The 25,664-nt window shown below is 65.0% G+C and carries 22 protein-coding genes; 8 read left to right on the forward strand and 14 right to left on the reverse strand.

Annotated elements, in window-relative coordinates; all coding sequences use genetic code 11:
* The first annotated feature begins 3 nt into the window (after window positions 1–3).
* A complete protein-coding gene (locus AC1RGE_RS21275) occupies window positions 4–669 on the forward strand; it encodes a methionine ABC transporter permease (RefSeq protein ID WP_011062441.1) in 666 nt (221 codons plus the stop codon).
* A gap of 82 nt (window positions 670–751) precedes the next feature.
* Window positions 752–1,522 (forward strand): MetQ/NlpA family ABC transporter substrate-binding protein, encoded by a 771-nt coding sequence (locus AC1RGE_RS21280; RefSeq protein WP_011062440.1) that lies wholly within the window; start codon window positions 752–754, stop codon window positions 1,520–1,522.
* A gap of 172 nt (window positions 1,523–1,694) precedes the next feature.
* Here AC1RGE_RS21280 and AC1RGE_RS21285 read toward each other — a convergent pair whose 3' ends face one another.
* The 5 genes from AC1RGE_RS21285 to soxR form a co-directional block, all read right to left on the reverse strand.
* Window positions 1,695–3,029, reverse strand: coding sequence for a coiled-coil domain-containing protein (locus tag AC1RGE_RS21285; RefSeq protein ID WP_265577346.1), 1,335 nt, complete (start codon window positions 3,027–3,029; stop codon window positions 1,695–1,697).
* Window positions 3,026–9,343, reverse strand: a complete 6,318-nt coding sequence (locus AC1RGE_RS21290) for an AAA domain-containing protein (protein WP_492584969.1) — start codon at window positions 9,341–9,343, stop codon at window positions 3,026–3,028. The genes AC1RGE_RS21285 and AC1RGE_RS21290 overlap by 4 nt, the downstream gene beginning before the upstream one ends.
* Before the next feature lie 15 nt (window positions 9,344–9,358).
* A complete protein-coding gene (locus tag AC1RGE_RS21295; RefSeq protein WP_019092947.1) occupies window positions 9,359–10,003 on the reverse strand; it encodes a 4Fe-4S cluster-binding domain-containing protein in 645 nt (214 codons plus the stop codon).
* Window positions 10,000–11,838: an AAA family ATPase gene (locus AC1RGE_RS21300; RefSeq protein ID WP_194237998.1), complete on the reverse strand. Its 1,839-nt coding sequence runs from the start codon at window positions 11,836–11,838 to the stop codon at window positions 10,000–10,002. Before AC1RGE_RS21300 ends, AC1RGE_RS21295 begins: the two co-directional genes overlap by 4 nt.
* Window positions 11,839–12,096: 258 nt before the next feature.
* A complete protein-coding gene (gene soxR / locus AC1RGE_RS21305) occupies window positions 12,097–12,570 on the reverse strand; it encodes a redox-sensitive transcriptional activator SoxR (protein WP_065365507.1) in 474 nt (157 codons plus the stop codon).
* Window positions 12,571–12,678: 108 nt separating this feature from the next.
* On the opposite strand from soxR, the gene AC1RGE_RS21310 reads away from it, so the two are divergent.
* Entirely contained in the window at window positions 12,679–13,044 is a 366-nt protein-coding gene (locus tag AC1RGE_RS21310) for an antibiotic biosynthesis monooxygenase (RefSeq protein ID WP_011062435.1), read from the forward strand.
* On the opposite strand, the gene AC1RGE_RS21315 is transcribed toward AC1RGE_RS21310, so the two are convergent.
* From AC1RGE_RS21315 to msuE, 4 genes are all read right to left on the reverse strand, one after another.
* Window positions 13,041–14,141, reverse strand: a complete 1,101-nt coding sequence (locus tag AC1RGE_RS21315; protein ID WP_011062434.1) for a sigma-54 interaction domain-containing protein — start codon at window positions 14,139–14,141, stop codon at window positions 13,041–13,043. The two genes, AC1RGE_RS21310 and AC1RGE_RS21315, sit on opposite strands and share 4 nt — an antisense overlap.
* A 24-nt stretch (window positions 14,142–14,165) precedes the next feature.
* Entirely contained in the window at window positions 14,166–15,353 is a 1,188-nt protein-coding gene (locus tag AC1RGE_RS21320) for an acyl-CoA dehydrogenase family protein (RefSeq protein WP_011062433.1), read from the reverse strand.
* 134 nt (window positions 15,354–15,487) lie between these two features.
* The gene (ssuD, locus tag AC1RGE_RS21325; RefSeq protein WP_011062432.1) at window positions 15,488–16,627 is read right to left on the reverse strand and encodes an FMNH2-dependent alkanesulfonate monooxygenase; all 1,140 of its coding nucleotides are present in this window, start codon (window positions 16,625–16,627) and stop codon (window positions 15,488–15,490) included.
* Window positions 16,628–16,636: 9 nt separating this feature from the next.
* Complete coding sequence (gene msuE, locus AC1RGE_RS21330) at window positions 16,637–17,200, reverse strand: FMN reductase (protein ID WP_015636469.1); 564 nt, start codon at window positions 17,198–17,200, stop codon at window positions 16,637–16,639.
* Between the two features lie 400 nt (window positions 17,201–17,600).
* Between msuE and AC1RGE_RS21335 the strand changes: the two genes are divergently transcribed.
* From AC1RGE_RS21335 to AC1RGE_RS21350, 4 genes are all read left to right on the forward strand, one after another.
* Complete coding sequence (locus AC1RGE_RS21335) at window positions 17,601–17,861, forward strand: hypothetical protein (RefSeq protein ID WP_019092950.1); 261 nt, start codon at window positions 17,601–17,603, stop codon at window positions 17,859–17,861.
* 102 nt (window positions 17,862–17,963) lie between these two features.
* On the forward strand, window positions 17,964–18,578 hold the full coding sequence (locus AC1RGE_RS21340; RefSeq protein ID WP_015636467.1) for a LysE family translocator: 615 nt from the start codon (window positions 17,964–17,966) through the stop codon (window positions 18,576–18,578).
* 210 nt (window positions 18,579–18,788) lie between these two features.
* On the forward strand, window positions 18,789–19,958 hold the full coding sequence (locus tag AC1RGE_RS21345; RefSeq protein ID WP_053159622.1) for a cysteine desulfurase family protein: 1,170 nt from the start codon (window positions 18,789–18,791) through the stop codon (window positions 19,956–19,958).
* 55 nt (window positions 19,959–20,013) lie between these two features.
* Complete coding sequence (locus AC1RGE_RS21350) at window positions 20,014–21,822, forward strand: aminopeptidase P family protein (protein ID WP_401262125.1); 1,809 nt, start codon at window positions 20,014–20,016, stop codon at window positions 21,820–21,822.
* Between the two features lie 84 nt (window positions 21,823–21,906).
* On the opposite strand, the gene AC1RGE_RS21355 is transcribed toward AC1RGE_RS21350, so the two are convergent.
* Complete coding sequence (locus AC1RGE_RS21355; protein WP_011062426.1) at window positions 21,907–22,503, reverse strand: 2-hydroxychromene-2-carboxylate isomerase; 597 nt, start codon at window positions 22,501–22,503, stop codon at window positions 21,907–21,909.
* 37 nt (window positions 22,504–22,540) lie between these two features.
* Complete coding sequence (locus AC1RGE_RS21360) at window positions 22,541–23,281, reverse strand: SDR family oxidoreductase (RefSeq protein ID WP_019092954.1); 741 nt, start codon at window positions 23,279–23,281, stop codon at window positions 22,541–22,543.
* Window positions 23,282–23,374: 93 nt separating this feature from the next.
* Here AC1RGE_RS21360 and AC1RGE_RS21365 point away from each other — a divergent pair, with 93 nt between their 5' ends.
* On the forward strand, window positions 23,375–23,944 hold the full coding sequence (locus tag AC1RGE_RS21365; RefSeq protein WP_011062424.1) for a TetR/AcrR family transcriptional regulator: 570 nt from the start codon (window positions 23,375–23,377) through the stop codon (window positions 23,942–23,944).
* A 9-nt stretch (window positions 23,945–23,953) separates the two neighbouring features.
* Here AC1RGE_RS21365 and AC1RGE_RS21370 read toward each other — a convergent pair whose 3' ends face one another.
* The 3 genes from AC1RGE_RS21370 to AC1RGE_RS21380 form a co-directional block, all read right to left on the reverse strand.
* Window positions 23,954–24,235 carry a hypothetical protein gene (locus AC1RGE_RS21370; RefSeq protein WP_011062423.1) on the reverse strand — a complete coding sequence of 94 codons (282 nt, stop codon included), beginning with the start codon at window positions 24,233–24,235 and terminating at the stop codon, window positions 23,954–23,956.
* 158 nt (window positions 24,236–24,393) lie between these two features.
* A complete protein-coding gene (rhtA, locus tag AC1RGE_RS21375) occupies window positions 24,394–25,281 on the reverse strand; it encodes a threonine/homoserine exporter RhtA (protein WP_011062422.1) in 888 nt (295 codons plus the stop codon).
* A gap of 172 nt (window positions 25,282–25,453) precedes the next feature.
* Window positions 25,454–25,664: hypothetical protein (locus AC1RGE_RS21380; protein ID WP_492584971.1), on the reverse strand; the 211-nt coding region annotated here is incomplete at its 5' end.

Consider the following 25,664-nt stretch of genomic DNA (forward strand, 5'->3'; position numbering starts at 1 on the left):
ACCATGGCCGAACTGTTCAAGAACATTTACTGGGCCGATATCGCCCAGGCCTGCGTCGATACCCTGAGCATGCTCGGCGCGGCCCTGGGTTTTACCGTGCTGCTGGGGCTGCCCCTGGGCGTGCTGCTGTTTCTCACCGGCAAGCGCCAGTTGCATGAAGCGGTGGGCCTGTATCGGGTGCTGTCGGTGCTGGTCAACATGCTGCGCTCCTTGCCCTTCATCATCTTGCTGATCGTGCTGATTCCCCTGACCACCTTGCTGGTGGGCACCTCGCTTGGCGTGCCGGGCACTATCCCGCCGCTGGTGGTGGGCTGCACGCCGTTCTTTGCCCGGCTGGTGGAAACCGCCCTGCGGGAAGTGGACCGCGGGGTGGTGGAAGCGACCCAGGCCATGGGCGGCAGCACCTGGCAGATCATTCGCCACACCTTGCTGCCCGAAGCCCGGGGCGGTCTGCTGGCGGCGGTCACGGTGACCGCCATCGTGCTGGTGGACTACACCGCCATGGCCGGGGTGATCGGTGGCGGCGGCCTGGGCGACCTGGCCATCCGCTACGGCTACCAGCGTTTCCAGACCGATGTGATGGTGGTCACCGTGGTCTTGCTGCTGGTGCTGGTGCAGGCCCTGCAGATGACCGGTGACCGCCTGGTGGCGCACTACAGCCGCCGTTGAAGCAATTTCTTCGAACCCAACCCGAAACACGGCCCCACGTGCGCCCCACGACGGCTGCCTGCCTCTGCCTTAGGAGCAACCCATGAAGAAGACCCTGGCCGTATTGGCCGCCGTACTGTCCCTGAGCGTCAACGCCAACGAAAAGCTGCTGGTGGGCGCGACCCCGGTGCCCCACGCCGAGATCCTCGAATTCGTCAAACCGCAACTGGCCAAGGAAGGCGTGGACCTGCAGATCAAGGTGTTCACCGACTTCATCCAGCCCAACCAGCAGCTGGCGCTGAAGAACCTCGACGCCAACTACTACCAGTACCGGCCGTTCCTCGATGACTTCAACAAGACCCGGCACACCGACCTGGTGCCCGTGGTGGGGGTGCACATCGAACCGTTCGGCGCCTATTCCACCAGGATCAAGAGCATCGCCGAGCTCAAGGACGGGGCCAGCGTTTCGATTCCCAACGACCCGGTGAACACCGGCCGGGCCCTGGTGCTGTTGGATGAAGCGGGGCTGATCAAGCTCAAGGACCCGAGCAACACCCTGGCCACCCAGCGCGATATTGTCGAGAACCCCAAGCACCTGAAGATCCGTGAACTGGAAGGCGCCTTGCTGGCCCGCTCGGTAAGCCAGGTGGACCTGGCGTTTGTCTTCGCCAACTACGCCCTGGAAGCCGGGATCGATACCAACAGCGCCTTGATCGTGGAGAAGGGCAAGGACCTGTACATCGAATTTCTGGTGGCGCGCCCGGACAACATCAACGACCCGCGGATCCAGAAACTGGCCAAGGCGCTGAACTCCGACGCCGTGCGCCAGTTCATCCTGACCCGCTACAAAGGCCAGATCGCCCCCGGCTTCTGAGCATCTGCCCCCTTGTAGGAGCTGGCTTGCCAGCGAAGAGGCCCGCGAGATCGCCTTCGCCGGCAAGCCGGCTCCTACGGGGGATACGGATAGGTAGGAGCTGGCTTGCCAGCGAAGGCGGGCCCGCGAGATCGCCTTCGCCGGCAAGCAGGCTCCCACTGGGCGAGGCGGGTCAGGTGCGCTGTTGCGCCTGCTCCCGGTATTGCTGCTGGGTGTCGTCCAGCAGCACCTCCCTGAGCGGCACCGCCCCTACGGCCAGGGCTTTCTCGATGCTCAGGTCGTCGCCACGGGCCGCCAGCAGGGCTTGCAGCCGCTGGAACTCGCCGCACCAGATGGTCTCGATGTCTTTGTCGCGCTGGGTATCGCGCTGGGCGCTGAGGGCTACCGCGCGTACCTGCAACCGGCCGTTGTCGGCATTGCCGCCCACCTCCACGCCATACCCCGGAGTGGCGCCCTTGCGCAGCACCACCCTGCCGTCCTGGGCCCAAGCGGTGGCCATGCCCTCGCGAACTTCGTAGCCCAGGCTGGCCAGCCCTTCGAGTACCGCCTGGCGGCGGGCCAGGGCGGCGCGTTGTTGCAGCTCGGCTTCGATCAGCGCACTGAAACGGGCAATCAGCCCGTCCACTGGCGCCATATGGGCCAGGCTGCATTGGCCGGCCTGGGCCAGCTCGTTCTCGGCGGTTGCGGGGCACAAGGTCGCCACTTCGCTGGCCAGTTCCTCAAGGCGCGCCAGGCGCGCGCGGCGCTCCTGGCTGTCGCGGGTGGCCTGGGCCAGCTCCAGCACCAGGCTGTCCAGCAGCAGGTTGCGCTGCTGCACGCGGGTTTCTGCATCTATCTGGCGCAACTTGGCCAGGTAGGGTTCGGCGCTGGCCTGATCATCAAGGGTCAGTAACTGGGCAATGTGCTGCTCGATGCGTTCCAGTCTGGGTTCCGCTTGCTCATGGGCGGCGCGCCACTGCGCCAGGGTCTGGGTTGGGGTTTCGCCTTGCAGGCGCCGGGCCAGTTGCTGCTGGGCCTCGCTCAGGCCCTGTTCTTCGACTGCCGCCCCCAGGCTGGCGAAACCCTGGGCCAGGATCGACTCCACAGCCGGCACCGGCTGCCCATCGGCAATCGCCCGCAACGGCTCCAGCAATTGGGCTGCGAGCGGCTTGCCTTGCAGGGCGCCCAGCAGGGTGGCGGCGTTTTCCCGCTGGCGGCGGGCCAGTTGGCGCTGTTGCGTGGCTTGCTGCACCGCGCGGTTTTCCCGTTGTTGCAGATCGTCCTTGAGGAACTCGATCTCGATCGGTACCTGCTTTTGCAGGTCCTGCAGGCGATCGGCCTCGATCAACTGGCGCAACTGTTTGAACCGCTCGTGGGTGGCGGCCCGTTCCTGTTCGGTCAGTTGCCCCAGGCGCTGGGCTTGTGTTTCCCAGCGGGCAATCGCCTGTTCCAGGCGCCGCAGGTGGCCGGCGCAGATCTCCAGGATTTCTTCACGGGTGACGATACGCACCACTTTCGGGCCGCTCATGGGGTTTGCTCCGTATCTGCCAGGGCTTGGGGCTGCGTGACCGAATCGGCGCCGGCCAGCGGCTGCAGGGCCTGCTCGATGGCGGCCTGCAGGCGAGCGCGCTCGCTTTGCGGGTCGTGGTACCAGGCCTGCGACGAGACCCGGTGCAGGTGGGGAATGGCCCGGCGCAGCACCGAAGGGCGCCAGATTTCCCGGGAGCGAGCGCGGGCCAGGAGGCCGTGGCGCGGGGTATCGCATTCGATGCCCAGAGCGTAGAGCCCGGTATCGGGGTGCTCGATGGCAAAGTCCAGGCCGAAGGCATCCCCTTCGTTGGCGCTGACCGGGCTCCAGCCCAGGGTGCGGATGAACGCCGCCACCGCCTGGGTGAAACCGTCGCTGTGGGCGTTGTGCTGGACCTTTGCATCCTGGCGCTCGGTGACCAGGCGCCCCAGCAGGCTGTGGCCGCTGGCAAACTCCCCGGCCGACAGGGCGCGGGCGTACTCCAGGTAGCCTTGCAGGTAGTCCCGCGGGCTGGCGGGCGGGCGCTGGGTGGTGAGCATGTCGGAGATATCGGCAATCGGCATCGAGGTGATCATCACCACTTTGCGCCGGGCCCGGGTCACCGCCACATTGAGCCGGCGCTCGCCGCCGGTCTGCCCCAGGACCCCGAAGTTGCGGCGGAAGCTGCCCTGGCTGTTACGCCCGAAGGTCGAGGAGAACACGATGATGTCGCGCTCATCGCCCTGGACGTTCTCGACGTTCTTGACGAACACCGACATGTCCTCGCCGTCCTCGCTGCGTTCGCGCTCCTGGCTGTAGGCCGCACGAAACGCCGGGTCCTGCTCGGCGCGCAGCTCCAGGCGCTCTTCGATCAGGTCGGCCTGCTTGCGGTTGAAGGTCACCACGCCCACCGAGGGGCGTTCGGCGTAGGGCGCCTGCCAGAGCTCGGCCAGATAGTCCACCACCCGTTCGGCCTCGTCGGGGTTGACCTGCTGCTGATAGACGCCGTCCACGCGGATCAGCTCCAGCGGCTTGATGGCGAGGATATTGGCCTGGGGATGGCGTACCGGGATGCTCAGGCGGTTGCCGTAGAACGAGGCGTTGGAGAAACCGATCAGCTCGCGGTAGGCCGAGCGGTAGTGGATCTGCAGGGTGGTGGCGGGTAGCGAGCTGCGAGCCAGTTGCAGCAGGTCCGGGCAGTCCTTGATTTCGCGGCGGTTCCAGGTGTCTTCGAAGGCCTCCCGTTGTTCCTCGTCGGCATCGGCGTCCGGCTGGTCGCCATCGAACAGTTCGGCTTCGTCGCTTTCCACCCGGCTGGAGAAGAAGGCGGTGGGCGGCATCTGCTTCTCGTCGCCGCTGACCACCGTGACCCGGCCCCGGTACAGGGTCGGCAGGGCGAACTCCACCGGCATCTGCGAGGCTTCGTCGTAGATCACCGTATCGAACAGCCCGGGCTTGAGCGGCAGCACCCGGCTGGCTACGTCCGGGTTCATCAGCCACACCGGTCGCAGGCTCATCAGCCCCAGGCCGGCGCCCATTTCCATGAACTCGCGCAAGCGTCGCGAACGCCGTCCGGTGAGGCGGGTGACGTCCTCCCACTGTTTGCGGGTGCCCAGGCGCGACAGCTCGATGCCTTCACTGAGCAACTGACGGTTGAGGTTGCGCATCTGGGTGTCGGCTTCGCCCAGGCTGGCGATCTTCGCCGCGGTTTCGCTGTGCTCCAGCATCAGCTCGGGTTGGCGTTGTTCGATCTGGCGCTTCCAGCCCAGCCGTGCTTCGCGGTTGAGCATGCGCCGCACCACGGCTTCCAGTTGCTCGGCGGGAATGGCGTCGAGCGCGTCCTGGTAATCGCGCAGGACTACCAGCAACTCCAGGTCCGCCGGCGACAGCTGGCCGGCCCGGGCCCGGAAAGCCTGGTAGGCGCTCAGGGTCGGCAAGGCGTCGCGCAGGCGGTTGAGGGCCGACTGATTGCCCTGGTTGTGCTCCACGCGCTGGCGCAGTTGGCCCAGCAGCTCGGGTTGCAGCCACTGATCCAGGCGCTGCAGGGCATTCAGGCTGTCCTGGCGCACGCTGTGGCGGATAAACGCGGCGTCGTAGCCGGCCAGCAGGCTGTCCAGAGAGCGCCGCTCGCCGGTCAGTACCACCGCATCCAACTGCTCCACCCGGGGGGCTTGCGCCAGGGTCATGGCCAGGGCGCGCATTTCTTGCAGTTGCCCGAGGTCCTGGCGTACCTGCGGCAGCAGGCCCGGGCCGCAATCGCTGGCGATTTGTGCAAGGCTCAGTTGCTGATGCAGGTGTTGCAACTGCGCGCGCAAGGGCCGCCACTGGCTTTCCAGCAGGGCCGCCGCCAGCAGTTCCGGCAGGCGCTGCGGCTGGGCCGCGGCGCCCTGTTCGGCGAGGAAGGCCAGCAACTGGCGCTGGCGGATCAGGCGCAGCGGATTGAGCCGCGCCAGCCAGGAGCGACCCTGGATAACGGCGCGGGCGCGTTGCTGCAGGGTGCGCAGTTGGGCCGCGGGCAGGGCGCTGAGGCCCGGCGCCAGGTCGGCCTGGTAAGCGGCGGCGTCGCACTGTTCCAGTTGTTGAGCCAGTGCCTGCAGGGCCTGGATCAGCCCGTCGCCTTCTGCGGCCTGGCCGTTGCTGCCACGAAACAGCGGGAGCCAGCGTGCCAGCCGTTGGCGACGCTCATCGTCCAGGCCCAGCAGGCTGTGCAGGTGCTGGTCGAGCCAGGCGCGGTAGGGCGCCGGGTCGTCGACTTCGAAGTCGGCCGGGTGCGCCTGCAGGGTTTCCAGGCGCTGTTCCTCGCAGCTCAGCAGGCGCTCGAAGCCCTGGTTGAACGCTTGCACCGTGGCGGCGTCGGTGGGGAAGGGCTGGAGCTGGGCCAGGGCGCTGTGTTCATAGCGGGCCGGCAGCCACAGGCGGATCAGCGGCGCGCAGGCCTCTTCCAGGCGGGTCAGGCTGGCGATGTCCAGGGCCGCCAGGTGCTGGCGCAATACCGGGACATCCAGGGCCGCTGGCCCCTGTTCCAGGCCGATCAGCTCGCCGATCAACTGGCGGTAGCTCAAGCCACAGTGTTCATCGATGCGGTGCAGGCTCTGGTGGAAGCGATCCAGTTCGCCCTCCAGGGCTTCGATGCGTGCCGCCAGGCGTTCACGCTGGTGCAGCCAGGGTTGCTGGACGGCATCGTCCTTGAACAGGGCCTCAAGCTGTTCGCGGACACTGCGGATCACCGGTTCGCGGTCACGGTTGATGTCGTTGAGCATCACCACCCGGTTGCCCAGGCCTTCGGCCACCAGGCGCTTGTGCACCACTTCCAGGGCGGCGTGCTTCTGGCAGACGATCAGCAGGCTGCGCTGGCGGCCGATGGCGTCGGCCACCATGTTGACGATGGTCTGGCTCTTGCCGGTGCCGGGCGGGCCTTCCACCAGCAGCCCGGGGGCCTGTCGGGCCTGGAGCACCGCGGCTTCCTGGGAGGGGTCGCTGGCCACGGTAAAGAAGCGCTGCAGTTCAGGCGCGAGCGCGGTGGCAGCGCTGTCGCCGCTGTCGGGCTCCACGGGGTTCAGGCGCAGGGCGGTTTCCAGGCCGGTGCCGCCGGGGGGCAGGGCCTTGAGCTGGCGCAGGTCCTCGCCGATGGCCTGGCCCATGAAGGCCACATGGAACAGCACGGCGGCACAGGCCAGTTGATCCTGGTAGGGCTGCACTTCGGTGCTCGGCGGTGGCAGGCTGCCGAGCACCCGGGAGCTGGCCGTGGCCAGCATGCCGAAGGCGTCCATCACGTCGGCGGCCTTGAGCGCCGAACGCCCCAGCAGTTCATCGGCGGCCTTGCGCCAGAGCTTGGCGGCATCGATGCCCAGCAAGGTGTCGAGCCCCGGATTGAGGCGCACCTCTTCACGCTCGCTGTCGAAGACCAGGGCCACCTTGCCGCGGCTGCCGACTTCCAGCAGCAGCTTGACCGGCCACAGCAGCAACGGCGCGATGCGGGTGCGAGTGGTGCCACGCGCGTCCCGGGTCAGGAGGAAGGGGAAGCCCAGGTACAGGCCATCGATCCCGGTGTCGCGCTTGTACAGCGAACTCTGGCGGTACAGGCTGTTGAGCCGTGCATCCAGCTGCGGGTTTTCGGCGAAGCACGCCGGGTCGAGGCTGATGGGCTGGGCGTTGCGCGCCACCAGGTGATCCAGCAGCGCCGGGGCCGGGCTGCGCTCACTGTGCAATTCGTTGAGGTCGACCCGGGCGGTGGTCTTGCCGATGCTCATGCGCACCAGCGGGCCGCGCAGCACCACGCTGGCGACCTTCTTCTCGAAGAAGTCGAGGATCTGCGACACGTAGTGCTGCTTTTGCGGCTCCAGCCACTGCTCGGCGCCGATGGCCAGCAGCACCAGGGCCCTGGCCAGGGGCATGCGCCGTTCCAGGCGGAACTGCTCGGCCCATTCATCGACGCTCGGCACGCCACAACGGGCGAAGCCGCTGATGCGCTCATCGACTTCACGGTACAAGGCCGGGCGCGGCAGCCCCAGCAGGGCACGCGCACTGGCCGCATCGAAGCTCAGGACCACGGCCTCGCGGGCCAGGGTGGCGGCTTCTTCGAGGATCGCGTCCACCGAGCGGAACTGCCCGATGGCGGCGCTGAGCAGCACGATCAGGTCTTCTTCGCTGATGGAGCGGCGGTCCGCCAGGGACAGGATGCCGTTGTGCTCGCTGTCCGGCAGCAGGCGCTGGCGTTCTTCCCACTGTGCGGCCAGACGGGCGCGGGAGCTGGAGAGCAGGTAGATGCGCAGTTGCTCCTCGTCCAGTTCGATGGCCTGGTGCTGGGCGCGCTGGCGTACCTGTTCGGCCCGCAGCTTGAGCCGCGACAGCCAGTGCTCGGTCTCCAGGCGTTCCAGCAGGTCCGGGGCCGGGCCGCTGATCAAGCGGTAACCGTCCAGGGGATGCTCCAGCAACCAGCCGGGGGTGACGATCTCGCCGCGCTGGATCAGGGGCATTTCCGGGTTCAGCAGTTTCAAGGCGAGCATCAGCCGGGTGTCATCGTCCAGCCCTTCGTGCTGGGCCACCTGGCGCAGGCCCGCCAGCTGCCGTGCGGGCAAACCGGCCTGTTCGGCCCAGGTGACGATCACCCCGCGCAGCAGATGATCCAGGGCCTGGGGCCAGTGTTCGACTTCGGCGGCAGCCAGGGCGAACGGCCCTGGCCGGCGAAAGCGCCGGCTGCCCAGGGCGATGCTGGCGCCTTCCTCGGCGTCCTCTTCACTGGCGACCGAGGCCGGGACGCTGGGGCTTTCGCCCTGGAGCCAGGCCTGCACCTGGGGCCATTGCCAGCGCTGGTGGCGGTCCCGGGCCAGCAGGCCGCGCAGCAACAGCTCCAGGCGCGGGTCGAGGTCGTCCGGCAGCAGTACGCCATTGGCCAGAATGTGGATCAGGTAGGCGTTGGCATTGATGCCGGCGAAGCATTCTCCCTGGGTCAGCTGTTCCAGCAGGATCATCCCCAGGCTCCACCAGTCGGAGGCTGCGGCCACGCCCCCGGCAATGGCTTCGGGGGCCATGTAGCGGCTGGTTTCCAGGGGCGAGACGATGTCCAGGTCGAACTCCGACAGCCGCGCCGAACCGAAGCCGCTGATCACCAGGTCCAGGGGCTCGCGGCTGCGCACCAGCAAGGTCGCGGGACGCAGGTCGCGGTGGCGCAGGCCGGCTTCGCTGAAGGCATGCAGGGCCTGGCCCAGTTCACGGACGATGTGCTGCACCGCGGCCCTGTCGCTGACCACGATCCCCAGGTCGGCCAGGGTGCCGCCGGTGAGTTCTTCAGCCACTTCGAAGGCGCGCTCGTCCCAGCGGCCGGTGAGGATGATTTCCGGCACGTGTTCCCGGGGCAGGCGCTTGAGGGCTTCGTACACCGACGGGTCGGGTTCGGCGCCGGCCTGGTACAGGGTCAGCACCGCCTGGTGCGCGGTTTCCCGGTGCTCGGCGATAAAGCGCTCGCGCACGCCGCCGCTGCTGATCTGGCGCAGGAGGCGCCAGCCTTCGATCACGGTTTCACTGTCGGCGGCTGGGGGCGCTGCGGGTGGCTGTTGCTCCGGGGCGAGCGGGTCGGCGCCGCAGACCAGGCACATCAAATCGCCGTCCGCCATGGCATGACCGTTGCCGCAGAGCAGGGGGGAGCCGCTGTCCGCCGCGACCGGGGGCTGCGGCTCAAGCGCTTCGAGGGTGACTACCGGTTGTGGGCGCCAGCCTTCGGGATGAATCGCTTCGGCGGAAAGTTCCCAGCCGCAGGCCCGGTTGTCTACCTGGCCTTCACAGAAAATTTCGGCCAGTGGGCGTTCAGTCTGGCAATTGGGGCAAAAACGTATCATCGATAGCGGTTCCGGTTAACGGCGGCGTGAGGTGTGGGCGCTGATCTGGAGTTGGTGGCCCTGGTCGTGCAGCAGGTCGCGCAGACGCAGCACGTCGTCACGCCGGGGAATTCCAGCCATCCAGACACTGCCGTCGTCGTCGAACATCACATCCAGCGCGCGGTCTTCGTGGTGCAGCGGGCGCTGGTAGGTGGACAGACGCCGGCGGCCCAGCTCGGTCAAGAAGATCAGGCGCTGGTTGTCGCTGCCCCGTAGGACCAGCGTTTGCGCCTGTTGTTGCTCGAAGGGGTCGCAGATCAATGCATCCAGCAGGCCTTCGGCTTGTTGCAATAGCGGTTGCAGGGTTTCCAGGGAGTGGCCGCTGTAGACCAGGATGTCGACCCCGGTGCGCTCGCGCAGGCCTCGAAGCAGGGCCAGCAGCGCCTCGGGCTGGTCGAAGGGCTCGCCGCCGGACAGGGTGATGCCTTCGGCCCGGGCCAGCCAGGGTTGCAGGTCGTCCAGCACCTGGGCCAACGGCAAGGGGTGCTTGCCCGGCCCCCAGGTGTCCGCGGAAATGCAGCCTGCACAGCGGATGCTGCACCCCTGGAACCACAGGCCCAGGCGCTGCCCCGGCCCCAGGGTGGTGACCGGGAAGTGCACCCGCGACAGGCTGATGTTCACGAGGCGCGGGCAAGCAGTTGCAGGCCGCCGGCCTGCAGTTGGCGGATTTCGAAGGATTGGCCGGGCTGCGCATCCTGGTCGAACAGGGCCCGGGCCAGGGGGTTGAGCAGGTGCGCCTCCAACTGGTTTCGAATGCCCCGGCCACCGTTGGACAGGTCCTGCAGGCACAGCTGGCGCAGGTTGTGCAGCGAGTCGTCATCGAGCTGCACATGCAGGGCCTGGGCCGCCAGGTCGGCGAGGATATTGCCGACCATCTGCTGGAAGATCTGCTCGGCGATGTCCGGGCGGATGAAGTCGAAGACGATGATGTTCTCGCCGATCCGGTTGAGGATTTCCGGGCGGTTGAGCACCAGTTTGAAATAGCGCTCGATCTCGCCCTGGACCTTGCCTTGCACCGCTTCGAAGGCTTCGCCGGGCTGGACGTTGGCGACTCGCTCGCCGTTGTCGCCCTGGCGGTAGATGCCCAGGTTGGAGGTGAAGACGATCAGCGCCTCGGAGAAGTACACCCGGTCGCCCCGGCCTGAGGTAAGCACACCGTCATCAAGGATCTGCAGGAACTTGTCGAGGATCCGCGGGTGAGCCTTTTCTATCTCGTCGAACAGCACCACGCTGAAGGGTTTTTCGCGGATCGCGTTGGTCAGTTCGCCGCCCACGTCGTAGCCGACATAGCCGGGTGGCGCGCCTACCAGGCGCTGGTCCGCGTGTTCGGCGCTGAATTCCGACATATCGAAGCGGATGTACGCGCTTTCATCGCCAAACAGCAGGCTGGTGATGGTCTTGGCCAGTTCGGTCTTGCCGACCCCGGTGGGCCCGGCAAGAAAGGCCACGCCCCGGGGCCGGTTGCCCTTGCGGCTGGCGCCGACCCCGGTCATGGCGCGCTTGACGATATCCAGCATGTGGGTCACGGCGTGGCCCTGGCCCTTGACCCGCTGGCGGATGAAACCGTCGGCCTGGCGGATGCGCTGGCGGTCGATCTTCAGCCAGGGGTCTTCGGTGACCCCGACTTTATAGCGGCGTACGGCATCGCCGATGCGTTCCATGGCCAGGCCTTCGACCCGGGCCAGCTGGACGATCGCGTTGAGGTCGAGCAGCAGCAGGCCCTCGGTGTTTTCGACGAAGGCCCGCACCGCGCTGTCGCGGCTTTCTTCGCTGGCCTCCTGGGCGCCGGGCAGGCCGCGCAACAGTGCCGGAGCCAGGGCCTGGCGGGCCTGCTGGTCGGGTTTGGACACGGGAATGGGCCGCAGGCGTGGGTTGTCGATCAGCATCCAGTCGGGCAGGTCGCCTTCCTTTTCCACCACCCAGAGAATGCTGTTGAAGAACGGCGTGCGCAGCTCCCCAGCCGGGCGGCTGCGGGCCTGGTGGGACAGCACCAGGGCCTGGGTGAACAGCTGGTGTTCTGCGGCGCTCAGGGCGTCGTTGCGGATCACCAGGCGTGAAGCGAAATCGACAATCAGGGCCAGGGGCGCGCCTTGGCGCTCCACCAGGCGCGGCAAGGTCGCCGCCAGCAGATCGAGGCCTGCCGGCGCCGCTCCTTCCACCGGCGTCAGGCCCAGCTCGCGCAGCAGGTTGTCGGCCTGGGCCGGCTCGCTGCCGGGGGGCAGCAAAACCCTGAGGCCGCCAAGGGGATCCCAGCTCAGCACCTGGGCATAGCCGGCTGCCAGCAGTTCATCGCGCAGGTTGAGGTTGAAAGGCTGGGGGGTAATGACCCCGGGGGCCACCTCACTGGCTTGCAGGTCGCGGACGTTGCCGGACAGGACGAATTGGCTTTTCAGGGGTAGAAAGCGCAGCAGATCGCGCAGCCAGCGTGGCTTTTCGAAGGAGGCAGTCCTTGGCATGGAAGCGGAGCTCGTCGTAGGAAGCAGGACGCGACATTAGCATAGGGACGTTTTTACTTACGATGCTGCACAGGTTTTCTTACCTGTCAGCGTTGAATGGGAATCTGGCTTGCGAGGGAAGATGCCCGTGAGATCGCCTTCGCCGGCAAGCCGGCTCCTACGGGTATGAAGGCGATGTGGCTGTAGGAGCTGGCTTGCCAGCGAAGAGGCCCGAGAGTCAGCCTTCGCCGGCAAGCCGGCCCCTACGAGGGAAGCCGGCTACGGGGTGTCGGTGGCGGCGTCGGGCTCCAGCAGGCGGGCGCCCGGGCCGGCGTCTCCCAGGGCATCTCCATAGTTGCGCAGCGGGCACCCTTCCATGGACAGGCAGCCACAGCCAATGCACTGGTTCAGCCGCTCGCGCAGCAGGCTCAGTTGGCGGATGCGTTCGTCCAGTTCGCGGCTCCACTGTTCCGACAGGCGCTGCCAGTCCGCGGCAGTGGGCGCGCGGTCAGCGGGCAGGGTCGCCAGGGCCTGGCCGATCTCTGCCAGGGGAATGCCCAGGCGCTGGGCCACCTTGATCAGCGACACCCGGCGCAGCTCCGAACGTGGGTAGCGGCGCTGGTTGCCCGCGTTGCGATGGCTGTGGATCAGGCCCTTGGTTTCGTAGAAATGCAGCGCGGTGACGGCTACGCCACTGCGGGCCGACAGTTGGCCGACGCTCAGCTCTTTATGACGGGAGTCGGGTTCGATCATCAGTGGACCTCGGGAGGAAAAATACGCTTGACCTTGACTTAACTAGAGGTTTTACCCTGCGGCGCATTCAACAGCAATATTCTGTTTGCCCCCAGTGGAGAGTGATCCATGAGCGCCTTTGAAAAGACCCGCAGCTTTACCCAATTGATCGAGTTCGAGATCGAGCCCCATCAGCAACAGGCCCTGGTATCGGCCCTGGCCGAGCAGACCGAGCGCTTGGCCCAGGGCTATGGCGGTTTTCTGAGTGCCAGCGTGCAGGCCAGCGACGATGGCCGGCGGGTGCTCAATTACCTGCAATGGCAATCCCGGGAAGCCGGCGAAGCGGCGTTCCGGCGCTTCGAGAACGGCGAGCAGGATTTCTGGCAGTTGATCCTCGCCCACCAGGCCAAGACCGTGACCTTCGGTTCATTCCAGGTGCGCAGCAGCATCGCCCGTAGCCACGACAATGCCTTGCACTGCGACCTGCCGGGCTAGATCGACAGTTGCAGGGTGCGCTCGTTGGGCGCATCGATGGGGCGCCGCTTGTTCACCGCCAGTTCGCCGATCTTGATCAGCCGGGTCCGGGTGACGTTGCGGCTCAGGCCCAGCAGGTTGGCGGTGTGCACCTGGTTGTAGTGGCTGAAGCGGTAGGCCGCGCGCAGCAAGGCATCCTCGACCTTTTCGTGCAGGGCCCCGGCCTGTTCGGCGAAGAGTTTTTCAAAGGCCCGTTCCAGCAGGGCCTCGGCGGAGTCGTCGTGGCTCGGGTGGCTGTCGTCGGCGCGTTCGATGCGCATGTTGGACAGGCGCAGGTCGTCGCGCTGGATCACCCCGTTGCGGCAGATCAGCAGGGTGTGGTGGATGACGTTTTCCAACTCGCGGATGTTGCCCGGCCAACTGTAGCTCTTGAGCTTGTGCTCGGCCTCGGGGCTGATGCTGATGCTGCCGTAGCCCAGGCGCTGGCTGTAGGCCTCGATGAAGTGCCGGGTCAGCGGCAGGATGTCGCCGGGGCGCTCGCGCAACGGGCTCAGTTCCAGGCTGACCACGTCCAGGCGGTAATACAGGTCTTCGCGAAAATGCCCGGCGTTGATGGCCTTTTCCAGTTGCACGTTGGTGGCGGCCAGTACGCGCACATCGATGGGAATGCTCTTGCGCGAACCCAGGCGCACCACTTCGCGCTCCTGCAGCACCCGCAGCAGCTTGACCTGGATGGCCATGGGCAGGTCGCCGATCTCGTCGAGGAACAGGGTGCCGCCGTCGGCCTCTTCGAACCACCCGGCCTTGGCGCTGAGGGCGCCGGTAAAGGCGCCTTTCTCATGGCCGAACAGTTCCGCCTCCACCAGGGATTCGGAGAAGGCACCGCAGTTCACCGCCACGAACGGTCGGTTGCGCCGGGCACTGAGGTTGTGGATATGGCGCGCCACCAGCTCCTTGCCGGTCCCGGTTTCGCCAATGATCAGCACGCTGGCTTCGCTCGGTGCCACCTGTTGCAGGTGCGCCAGCAGGGCCTGGGATTTCGGGTCCTCGAACACCTGGGCGGTGGCGCGGATCGAGGTCGCCAGGGCGGGCGAAGGGGGTAGGGTCAGAAGCTGCATCGGCACTCTCCGTCGAACAGAAGGCTAGGAGTAGAAAGTCGGGGTTGGCAGGGACTGGTTCAGCGCCCAGTCGCCCAGCTCATGAAGCTTGTAGTCCAGCGGGTCGTGCAGGGTCTGGGTGCGCAGGTTGCGCCAGTGCCGGTCCAGGCCCAGGGAGGCGTGGGTCGAGCGCGCGCCGGTGACTTCGAACAGGCGGCTGCACAGCTCCAGGCCCTGGCGGCTGGCGGCGACCTTGGCGGTGGCGATGGCCGTGGCCAGGTGCCCGCGCTCTTCGGCGCTGAGGGCCGGGCCCTTGGCCCAGGCCTGGTCCAGCAGCGCGGCGGCCCGCTCCACCAGCAGGCGGATGCCTTCCAGGGCGACCCAGAATTCGCCGTAGTGGCTGAGTATGTAGGGGTCCTGGCGCACGTCCTGGGCGCTGGACTTATGCCAGACCCGGGTTTCGCCGAGGGTGTACTGCCGGGCTTCTTCGAAGGCGCCTTCGGCGATGCCGAGGAACATGTGGGTGAAGGTCAGTTGGGCGATCAGCGGGCGCAGGCAGGCGAATGGTGTGCTCAGCGGGCCGGGGTCCAGCAGCAGTTCCGACTCCTCCACCCGTACCCGTTCGAAGGTGGCGCTGCCGCTATCGGTCTGGCGCTGGCCGATGTTGTTCCAGTCGTGGTGCAGGGTGATGCCGCTGCGGCCGCTGGGGATCGCGGCGATCAGCAACTTGCCGCCATTGCTTTCATCCACTGCCGAGGCAATGAGCATTTCCGAGTCGCTGGCACCGGAGCAGAAGCTCTTCTTGCCGGAAAACTCGCGCCAGCCCCCCAGGTTCCGGACCACGGTGCGGGTGTCCAGTGGGTTCAGGGCGTTGCCCCAGAACCAGTTCTTGCGTGCGGTCTGTTCGAACCAGGGTTGCCACTGTTCGGGTTTGGCAAACAGGCGCACGGTGGCCAGCATCAGGTGGTGGAAGCCGAAGACATGGGCGATGGAGCTGTCGACCCGGGCGAATTCGCGGACGATGTTCAGCGTCTCGCTCCAGGGCGCGCCGAGCCCGCCGAACTGGCTGGGAATGCTCAGGGCCAGCAGGCCGCTTTGGCGCAGCGCGTCACGCTCGGCCTTGGGGGTGCCGCCGCGCTCGTCGCGTTCGACGGCGGTCAGGGCAAACTCGGCGGCCAGTTGGCGGGCGGTCTGCAGGGGGGACAACAGGGCGCTTTGCGGTTTGGCAGTCACGCGGTGTTCCTCGTTCGTGGCCGTTGTGGCGGCCGGGAAAAGGTGCTGCGAGCTGCAGGAACTGGCTTGCCAGCGAAGCGGGCCGGAAGATCGCCTTCGCCGGCAAGCCGGCTCCTGCAACAGCATTGGGGATTTCAGCGGCTGTTGGGCAACACGTCGTTGGCGATCATTTCGCCGAACGGCCCGGTGAGGTTGGTGACACCGCGGCCGGCCAGGCTGGCATAGGGCTCCGGCAGCAGCGGGAACACCAGCTCGGCGAAGCGATAGGCTTCTTCCAGGTGCGGGTAGCCGGAGAAAATGAAGCTCTCGATTCCCAGGTCCGCGTACTCCTTGATGCGCTCGGCCACTTGCTGCGGGTTGCCCACCAGGGCGGTACCGGCGCCACCGCGCACCAGGCCGACCCCGGCCCAGAGGTTGGGGGCGATCTGCAACTGGTCGCGGCGCCCGCCGTGCAGCGCTGCCATGCGCCGCTGGCCTTCGGAGTCGAAGCGGGAAAAGGACTGCTGGGCGGCGGCGATGGTGTCGTCGCTGATGTGCTCGATCAGCTTGTCCGCGGCTTTCCAGGCTTCGTCCTCGGTCTCACGCACGATCACATGCAGGCGGATGCCGAACTTCACCGTGCGGCCCTTGCGCGCTGCACGTTCGCGTACGTCGGCCAGTTTCTGCGCCACCGCCGCCGGTGGCTCGCCCCAGGTCAGGTAGACATCCACCTGGTCCGCCGCCAGTTCATGAGCGGCCTCGGAGGAACCGCCGAAGTACAGCGGCGGGTAGGGCTTCTGCACGGGCGGGTAGAGCGCCTTGGCGTTCTGCACATGCAGGTGCTTGCCTTCGAAGTCCACGGCTTCGCCTTGCAGCACCCGACGCCAGATCTGCAGGAATTCGTCAGTGACTTCATAGCGTTCGCTGTGGCTGAGGAAGCTGCCGTCGCCGCGGTTTTCGTCCGGGTCGCCGCCGGTGACCACGTTGATCAGCAGGCGGCCGTTGGACAGCCGGTCCAGGGTCGCGGCCATGCGCGCGGAAACCGTGGGGGAGATGATCCCCGGGCGGATCGCCACCAGGTAGCGCAGGCGTTCGGTCAGGGGCACCAGGGCCGAGGCGATCACCCAGGAGTCTTCGCAGGAGCGCCCGGTGGGAATCAGCACACCGTGATAGCCCAGGCTGTCCGCGGCCTGCGCCACTTGCTTGAGGTAGTTGAGGGTGACCGGGCGCGCGCCCTGGGCAGTGCCGAGGAAATGGCCGTCGCCGTGGGTCGGAAGAAACCAGAACACATCCATGACAGTTCCTCAGGCGATTTTCAGCAGGTGGGTCGGGTGGGCGCGAAACAGCGGCGCGGCCCGTTCGGCGGCGAGCTGGATGCGCGCTTTGAGCAGGTCGCTGGTGATCTGGTAATTGCTGAAGTCGGCCTCGGTGGCGTACACGCCGATCGGCAGGGTCAGGGCCTGGAAGAAACTGAACAGTGGGCGTAGCTGGTGATCCAGAACCAGGGCATGGCGTTCGCTGCCACCCGTCGCGGCCAGCAGCACCGGGGTATCGATCAGGGCATTGAGATCGATCAGGTCGAACAGGTGCTTGAGCAGGCCGGGATAGGAACCGCGATACACCGGGGCGGCGACGATCAGCAGGTCGGCGTTCTCGATGGCCTGGAGTTCGGCTTCAACCTCGGCCGGCAGTTCCTGGCGCGACAGGGCGGCACCCACCGGGCGGGCGATATCCCCCAGTTCGATCAGGTGGGCGTTGAAGGACAGGTGCCCGGACAGTTCAGCCAGCAGGGCCTGGGTCAGCACCAGGGTGCGCGATGGGCGCCAGGTTCCACCGGAAAGGGCTACGACGTTCAAGGGGCGGGACATGATCAGTTCCTTTTTAAACAGTGGCTCAACGAGCAGTGGCAGGTCCCGGGCTCTGGAGCAAGAGCTGTACCAAAGACTTGCAGCCCTTGTACGGCGCGGTTTTGCGCTGATCTGCAGTTGCCGGGTGCTGTTGCCCAACCGCTGTTTTGTTGATCGGCTGTTGCCTGGCCAACAGTTGCTCTGGCAACAGTTGGCGGGCGAGATGGGACTGTTATAAAGGCTTGTTGTTATTCCTTAAAAGAGCTTGTTTTCATATTTATAGAGCTTTATGGAATATAAAGGTGAGCAGCGCCCTGGCCTTGGAACGATCGATAGCCACTATCGAGCAGGGTGATTTTTGCCGCTGATGGCGCGCGAGTAGCCTGTGTCCATTGTTCGCAACCCGCCCCAGGTGCTCGCCATGAAGGCTTTCTCTGCTGTCTTGCTGTTGTTGGTTTCCAGTGTGCTGGCCGGTTGTGCCAGCCCCGGTGCACCGGAGTTGCGGCCCTATACCGCGCAGGAAACCCGGGAGCTGGCTATGGAGGCGTTGAACCGGCGCGGTTTGTCCTTCGATGAATACCAGCAGAAAAAGGCCGAGTTGCTGGGCCGCCCGGCGAGCTTCGACAGCCAGGGTGAAATGAGTGCACAGCGCAATATCAGTCGCCATCAACCTGCCAGTTGAGAAGAACTGTACTGGTCCAAGTTTTCAGCAACTGTCCGTGGGTTTCAGCCTGAGGCTGGGTTAGGGTCGAGGCCTGATCGACCTGCCCCGGACCTTGCCCCCATGAGCCTTTCCCCTGACCTGCTGTTGGCCTTCGCCCTGTTTGCCCTGGTCACTTCCATCACGCCCGGTCCCAACAACACTATGTTGCTGGCCTCGGGGGTGAACTTCGGCTTCAACCGTTCCATTCCCCACATCCTCGGCATCAGCTGCGGCTTCTTTGTCCTGGTGCTGGCGGTCGGCCTGGGCCTGGGGGCGGTGTTCGAGGCCTACCCGCTGCTGTACAGCGTGCTGCGCTACGTTGGCGCAGCGTACCTTCTGTACCTGGCGTGGAAGATTGCCCGTTCCGGGCCGCTGTCCGATGAACAGCAGCACCACGGCCGGCCGCTGGGCTATTGGGGCGCCGCGGCGTTCCAGTGGGTCAATCCCAAGGCCTGGGTCATGGCAGTGGGGGCCATCAGTACCTATACCCCGTTGCAGGGCTACTTCACCAATGTGCTGGTGATTGCCGCGGTGTTCGCGCTGATCAATGCGCCCACGGTGAGCCTCTGGGCTGCGTGCGGCAGCCTGCTGCGCAATGTGTTGCGCAACCCGCGCTGGTTGCGCCTGTTCAATCTGTTGATGGCCGCCTTGCTGGTGCTTTCCCTGGCACCGCTGTTGTTCGAAAAGATGAGTTGAACGGCGCTTCATGGCGCTGCCTCGAGCCTGTAAGCTGCGATGCAGGAGCGTTCCTACGCACTTTTAAACGAAGATGTTCTTCTTTAACTGCATCCGATCGGGTATTGCTCAAGGCCAGCATTTGCCGCGCCGCCTATACAAGGCGCGTGGCTGCCTCGCCTTTTTGCCAGCATATGCCGACCCTGGAACAAGCTCTGCGGGTTTTCAGTCATGAACAAGCGTCCTCTTTATTTCGACTACGCCGCCACCACGCCGGTGGATGAGCGAGTCATTCAGGTCATGCTGGAGTGCCTGGGTTTCAACGCCCATTTCGGCAATCCGGCGTCCAGTTCACACGCCTTTGGCCGGGAAGCGCGGGGTTACGTCGAGCGCGCCCGGCAACAAGTGGCACAACTGGTCGGCGCGCAGCCCGAGCAGATTGTCTGGACCTCCGGCGCTACCGAATCCAACAACCTGGCCCTCAAGGGGGTGATGCAGGCCCGGGGCGTGAGCGGCGGCCATGTCATCACCAGCCAGATCGAACACAAGGCGGTGCTCGACACCGCCCGGCAACTGCAGGAGGCCGGGGTCGCAGTGACCTACCTGGTGCCGGATGCCGATGGCCTGATCACCGCGCAAGCGGTCAGCGAAGCCCTGCGCGACGACACCTTCCTGGTGTCGCTGATGCTGGTGAACAACGAACTGGGCACCCTCAACGACATTCCGGCCATTGGCCAGGTGGTGCGTGAGCGTGGCGCCCTATTGCATGTGGATGCCGCCCAGGGTGCGGGCAAGGTGGCCATCGATCTGGCCCGGTGGCCGGTGGACCTGATGTCGTTCTCGGCCCATAAGCTATATGGCCCCAAGGGCATCGGCGCGCTGTATGTCGGGCCGCGGGCGCAGCAACACGTGCAGGCGCAGATTCATGGCGGCGGCCATGAGGGCGGCTTGCGCTCCGGAACCCTGGCCACCCACCAGATCGCGGCCATGGGCGCCGCCTTCGCCCTGGCCGGCGAACTGTTCGAGGAAGAAACCGCCGCCATAGTGCGTCTGCGCGGGCGCCTGCTGGAGCAACTGGCGGGTATCGCCGGCCTGCGCTTGAATGGCAGTGTCACCCAGCGCATTCCCCACACTCTGAGCCTGACCTTCACCGAGGGAGGTTTTGATGGGGCGGCGTTGGGCGCGGCCCTGGCCTTTTCCGCGACTTCGGCCTGCAACTCGGCAAGCAATGCGCCTTCCCATGTATTGCTGGCGCTAGGGCATGATGCCGGGCAGGCCGCGCGGACCATCCGCTTGAGCCTCGGGCGTTTCACCTGCGAACAGGATGTGGATCGCGCCGCTCAACTGATCCAGGCGGCGACCGCCTCAGCCCCTGCGTTCTGGGCCACAACACAACCTTGAGGGTCGAGTGACTTCGATCTTCCATAACAATGATTAAGCCGGTTAAGGAGACACAATGAGTACCCAGCCTTCGACCAATGGAGTGGTCCCCCAGCGCTTGGCGCATGTCCGTCAGCTGATGAGCCGCGAAGGCATTCACGCCTTGCTGGTGCCCTCGGCCGACCCGCACCTGTCGGAATACCTGCCGGGCTACTGGCAAGGGCGCCAGTGGCTGTCGGGGTTTCATGGGTCGGTCGGGACCTTGATCGTGACCGCTGACTTTGCCGGCGTATGGGCCGACAGCCGTTACTGGGAGCAGGCCACCAAGGAACTCAAGGGCAGCGGCATCGAACTGGTGAAGTTGCAACCGGGCCAGCCCGGGCCCCTGGACTGGCTGGCCGAGCAGACCCCGCAAGGTGCGGTGGTGGCGGTGGACGGCGCGGTCATGGCCTTGGCTTCGGCCCGTACCCTGGGCAGCAAGCTGCAGGAACGCGGGGCCAGCCTGCGTACCGATATCGACCTGCTACAGGAAGCCTGGAACGACCGTCCGTCATTGCCCGATCAACCGGTCTATCAGCATCTGCCGCCCCAGGCCACCCAGAGCCGGGTCGAGAAGCTTGCGGCGTTGCGCGCAACCCTCAAGGAGCGCGGCGCCGACTGGCATTTCATCGCTACCCTCGATGACATTGCCTGGCTGTTCAACCTGCGCGGCGCCGATGTGTCCTTCAACCCGGTGTTTGTCTCCTTTGCCCTGATCAGCCAGCAGCAGGCGACCTTGTTCGTGGCCTTGAGCAAGGTCGATGAGGCATTGCGCGCGCAACTGGAGGTGGATGGCGTCAGCCTGCGCGACTATTCAGAGGTGTCCGCGGCCTTGCAGGCAGTGCCGGAAGGCGTAGCGTTGCAGATCGACCCGGCGCGCGTCACCGCGGGCTTGCTGGAGCACCTGAACCCCGGGGTGAAGCTGCTGGAGGGGCTCAACCCCACCACCCTGGCCAAGTCGCGCAAGAGCCTGGCGGACGCCGAGTACATTCGCCAGGCCATGGAGCAGGATGGCGCGGCGCTCTGCGAATTCTTCGCCTGGCTGGACAGCGCCCTGGGGCGTGAGCGCATTACCGAACTGACCATCGATGAGCGCCTGACGGCCGCCCGTGAACGGCGCCCGGGTTATGTCTCGCTAAGCTTCAATACCATTGCTGCGTTCAACGCCAACGGCGCCATGCCCCATTACCACGCCACGCCTGAAGAGCATGCGGTGATCGAGGGTGATGGCCTGTTGCTGATCGATTCCGGCGGCCAGTACCTGGGGGGCACCACCGATATCACGCGCATGGTGCCGGTGGGGACGCCGAGTGCCGAGCAGAAGCGCGATTGCACCCGGGTGCTCAAGGGCGTTATCGCGCTGTCCCGGGCGCAGTTTCCGCGGGGCATTCTGTCGCCGTTGCTGGATGCCATCGCCCGGGCGCCGATCTGGGCCGAAGGTGTGGACTACGGGCACGGCACCGGGCATGGCGTTGGTTATTTTCTCAACGTTCACGAAGGCCCGCAGGTGATTGCCTATCAGGCCGCAGCGACGCCGCAAACCGCGATGCAACCGGGGATGATCACTTCGATCGAACCCGGGACCTACCGCCCTGGCCGCTGGGGCGTACGAATCGAGAACCTGGCGCTCAACCGTGAGGCGGGCAAGACCGAGTTCGGTGAGTTTCTGAACTTCGAAACCCTCACCCTGTGCCCGATCGATACCCGTTGCCTGGAGCCATCGCTGCTCACCGAGGATGAGCGCGAATGGTTCAACGGCTATCACGCCGAAGTCCGCCGCCGCCTCAGCCCGCTGCTGGAGGGCCCGGCCCTGGAGTGGTTGCAGGTTCGTACTGCGGCTATCTGAGGAAAGATGTCACCCGCGCAAGGCGGGTGACGTCACGCGATGGGCTCCTGGCAATGGCGCGGCCGCTGCCAGGGACAGGGCAGGTTACGGCGCGTTCAAGGCTTCGCGGACGAAATCCAGGCGGTCCTGGCCAAAGAACAGTTCGTCTCCCACGAACATGCTGGGCGCGCCGAACACACCTTTTTGCAACGCCTGTTCGGTCTTGTCCTTGAGGGCGGCCTTGACCTCTTCGTCATTGCTCAGGTCGAGGATCTGCTGCGGGTCGAAGCCACCTTGTTCCAGGACCTGGGTGATGGTGGCCGGGTCGTTGAGGTTGCGTTTGTCCACCCAGAGCGCACGGAACAGGCAGTCGAGGAATTCGCCGAAACGTTCCGGCAGGCGCAGTTGAACCCCGGTGGTGGCGCGCATCAGCAGCAGGGTATTGATGGGAAAGTGCGGATTGAAGTTGAGCTCCACCCCATAGCGCCGGGCAAAGCGCGCCAGGTCGTGCAGCATGTACCGGCCCTTGGCGGGAACACTGATGGGGGAAGCGTTGCCGGTGGTCTTGAAGACCCCGCCCAGCAGCATGGGCTGATACACCAGCTGGCTATCGGTTTCGGCGCAGATTTTTGGCAGTTGGGTATAGGCCAGGTATGAGGTCGGGCTGCCCAGGTCGAAGAAGAACTCCACCTTTTTGCTCATGTTTCAGACTCCTTGATTGTTGTTATTGGAGAAGGCCTTACCAGCGTTCGTTCCACGGGCGCAGGTCCAGCTCGAAGGTCCAGGCGTCCCGGGGCTGGCTGTGCAGGTACCAGTAGTTTTCGGCGATATGCTCGGGGTTGAGGATGCCGTCCTGGTCCTTGAGGGCGTATTTTTCGGGAAAGCTGGTACGGATGAAATCGGTGTCGATGGCACCGTCGACGATGACATGGCCGACATGGATGTTCAGGGGGCCCAGTTCCCGCGCCATGCTCTGGGCCAGGGCGCGAATGCCGTGCTTGGCCCCGGCGAAGGCGGCAAAGCCGGCGGCACCGCGTACGCCTGCGGTGGCGCCGGTGAACAGAATAGTGCCGCGTTGGCGTTTGGCCATGCGCTTGGCCACTTCCCGCGCATTGAGAAAGCCCGAAAAGCAGGCCATTTCCCAGATCTTGAAATACTTGCGTGCGGTTTCTTCAAGAATGCTGCAGGGCACATTGGCGCCAATATTGAAGACAAAGGCCTCGATAGGGCCGATCTGGGTTTCGATCTGCTCGATCAGCGCGATCACGTCTTCCTCTTTGCGTGCATCACAGCCAAAACCATGGGCCTGGCCGCCGGACTGCTGGATGGCGTCCACCAGGGGTTGCAGTTTGTCCGCGCTGCGGCGGGTCATGCAGGCAATAAAGCCTTCGGCGGCGAAACGCTTGGCAATGGCACCGCCGGTCGCGTCGCCGGCACCCACTACCAGTACGACTTTGTTCTTGTTCAAGGTTGCAGTCATGGGAGGTTCGCTCTTTGGTAAACGATCGTTAACTAAACGAACGTTATGCTATGATTTTTCCGTCGTCAAGAAAACTTGGGAGCCCGTCAGGGAATGCGTTATTCAGCCAGTCACAAGCAGGAAACTCGCGAGCGTCTGCTGCAAAGCAGCGCGGCGCAGGCCAAGAACGAAGGTTTTTCCACTGTGGGGGTGGATGCCTTGATGAAAGCCATTGGCCTGAGTGGCGGGGCTTTCTATAGCCACTTCACCTCCAAGGACGAATTGTTCAGCTCGATTGTCGAGCGCGAGTTGAGCCAGAGCCTGGCGCGCCTGGGCGGGGAGGGGCAGCAGAATCAGGAGAAGTTGCGTCGCTGCCTGAAGCAGTACTTGAGCGTGGCGCATCTGCAACAGCCGGGTGCTGGCTGCGCACTGCCGGCATTGGGTGCGGAGATTGCCCGGGGGAGCCTAGAGGTGCGGCAGGAGGCGCAGGACTGGATCTGCCGCTTGCACCAGGCTTGGGCGCAGACTCTGGGCAGCGAGAGCCTGGCCTGGTCGATCCTGTCCCAGTGCGTTGGCGCGTTGGTGGTAGCGCGAATGCTGGTGAACCCAGCCATTCAGCATCAGGTGCTGGCGTCCAGCCATGAGCAGATCATCGGGCAGCTGGAGCGGCTGCCCGCAAGTTGACCGGCAAGGCTATTTGCAGATGACGATCATGCTGCGGCTGGTGTAGCCGGCAGGGTTCAGGCCGAAGGGGTAGTCGCCTGGGTCTTCCACGGCATCACCGGACTTGGCGATGACCTTGTAGCCTTTGGGGCCGCAGGACTCAGTCGCCTTGGTGTAGCACTTTTCCCAGGAAGAAGATAAACCCGAGCAGTTGATGTGGAGTCCTTTCTTGCCCCGTTTGACTTCGGTTTTCGCGGTAGCCGCGCAGCCTGCAATTGCAAGTACGGCCAACAGTATCAAAAATCGTTTCATCCCCGTCCTTATCGCTAGCCCCGGATCTGGCGTCCGAGTGTGACTGCATTACCTGTCGTCTTTTGCGTGTGCGATATCCCTGTCCGGCAACTCCCTGGGCGACGTTGAGTAGCCGGCTAAACATGGCCTAAATGAGCACCAATTACCAGAGTTGAATCTCAATCAACTGCAACTATTGGTTTGGCCTCGCGGCGCATGGTCATGGTGGCGCCTACGGAAGCCAGGATGATGCAAGCGATTGCCGTCCACTGGGACAGGGACAGGTACTCGTGGAGGAACAACAGGCCCGAAAGCGCGCCGAAAGCGGGCTCGATACTCATCAGGGTGCCGAAGGTCCGGGCTGGCATGCGAGTCAGGGCAACCATCTCCAGGCTATAGGGGAGGGCTGTGGACAAGATGGCGACTCCCAGGGCAACCGGGATCAGGGAGGGAGTCAGTAGTGCGGCGCCGGCATGGACTATGCCTATGGGGGCGACAAAGAGAGCGGCAATCATGACGCCCAGGGCGGCGGTCTGAATGCCGTTCTCGGCTCCGGCCTTCTGTCCGAAGAGTATGTACAGCGCCCAGCAGACCCCGGCCCCCAGTGCATAGCCTGCACCGACTAGGTCGATGGCTGTTTCTGTGGCTCCGGTGGGAATAAGCAGTAGCAGCCCGACGATAGCCAGAGCGATCCACAGGAAGTCTATGGCCTTGCGTGACGCATAGATGGCTACTGCGAGGGGGCCTGTGAACTCGAGGGCGACGGCGATGCCCAGAGGGACACTCCTGAGGGACATATAGAAGAGGAAGTTCATGCCGCCCAGGGCCATGCCGTAGATGATCACGGTGCGCAGGGTGTTGGTGGTGAACTTGGCGCGCCAGGGTCTTAATAGAAGCAGCATGATGATGCTGGCGAAAATCAGCCGCAGGGTTGTGGTTCCTTGTGCGCCAACGATTGGGAACATGCTCTTGGCCAGTGAGGCTCCTGATTGAATCGAGGCCATGGCAATAAGCAGCAGCCCCACCGGAAACAGGGTCGAGGCAAGGCTGCGCGGTTGGTCATTCATGCAAGGGGTCATCCAGAGTGTTGGGGGAGGGGCACCTGGAACATGATGCTCAACTAATCACGGATGAGCAATATAGTGCGCATGGTCTTTTTTACGCCTCTATATAGAAGCTGCGAATGGGCTGTTTTGCGGCTGATCATAGAAAATGCAAATTAACCCTTGACGGCAGATTCTACAGGTCTATAATTCGCCCCACTTCCGGCGCAGTCGAAACGGAAAACTCATTGAGATTCAACGAGTTACGCAGTTTTCGACAGCGGTTACGCTTCAGTTCATCGAAGCCAGAAGCAGTTGGTAAGGCAGTCGGTTTTCGCCTTATTAACGATTCGATCCTCTCGGTCGAAAGCGGTTGAAAAGAGGTGTTGACAGCAGCGTGTAACGCT

It is taken from the genome of Pseudomonas sp. GW823-FHT02C05 (assembly GCF_058797595.1).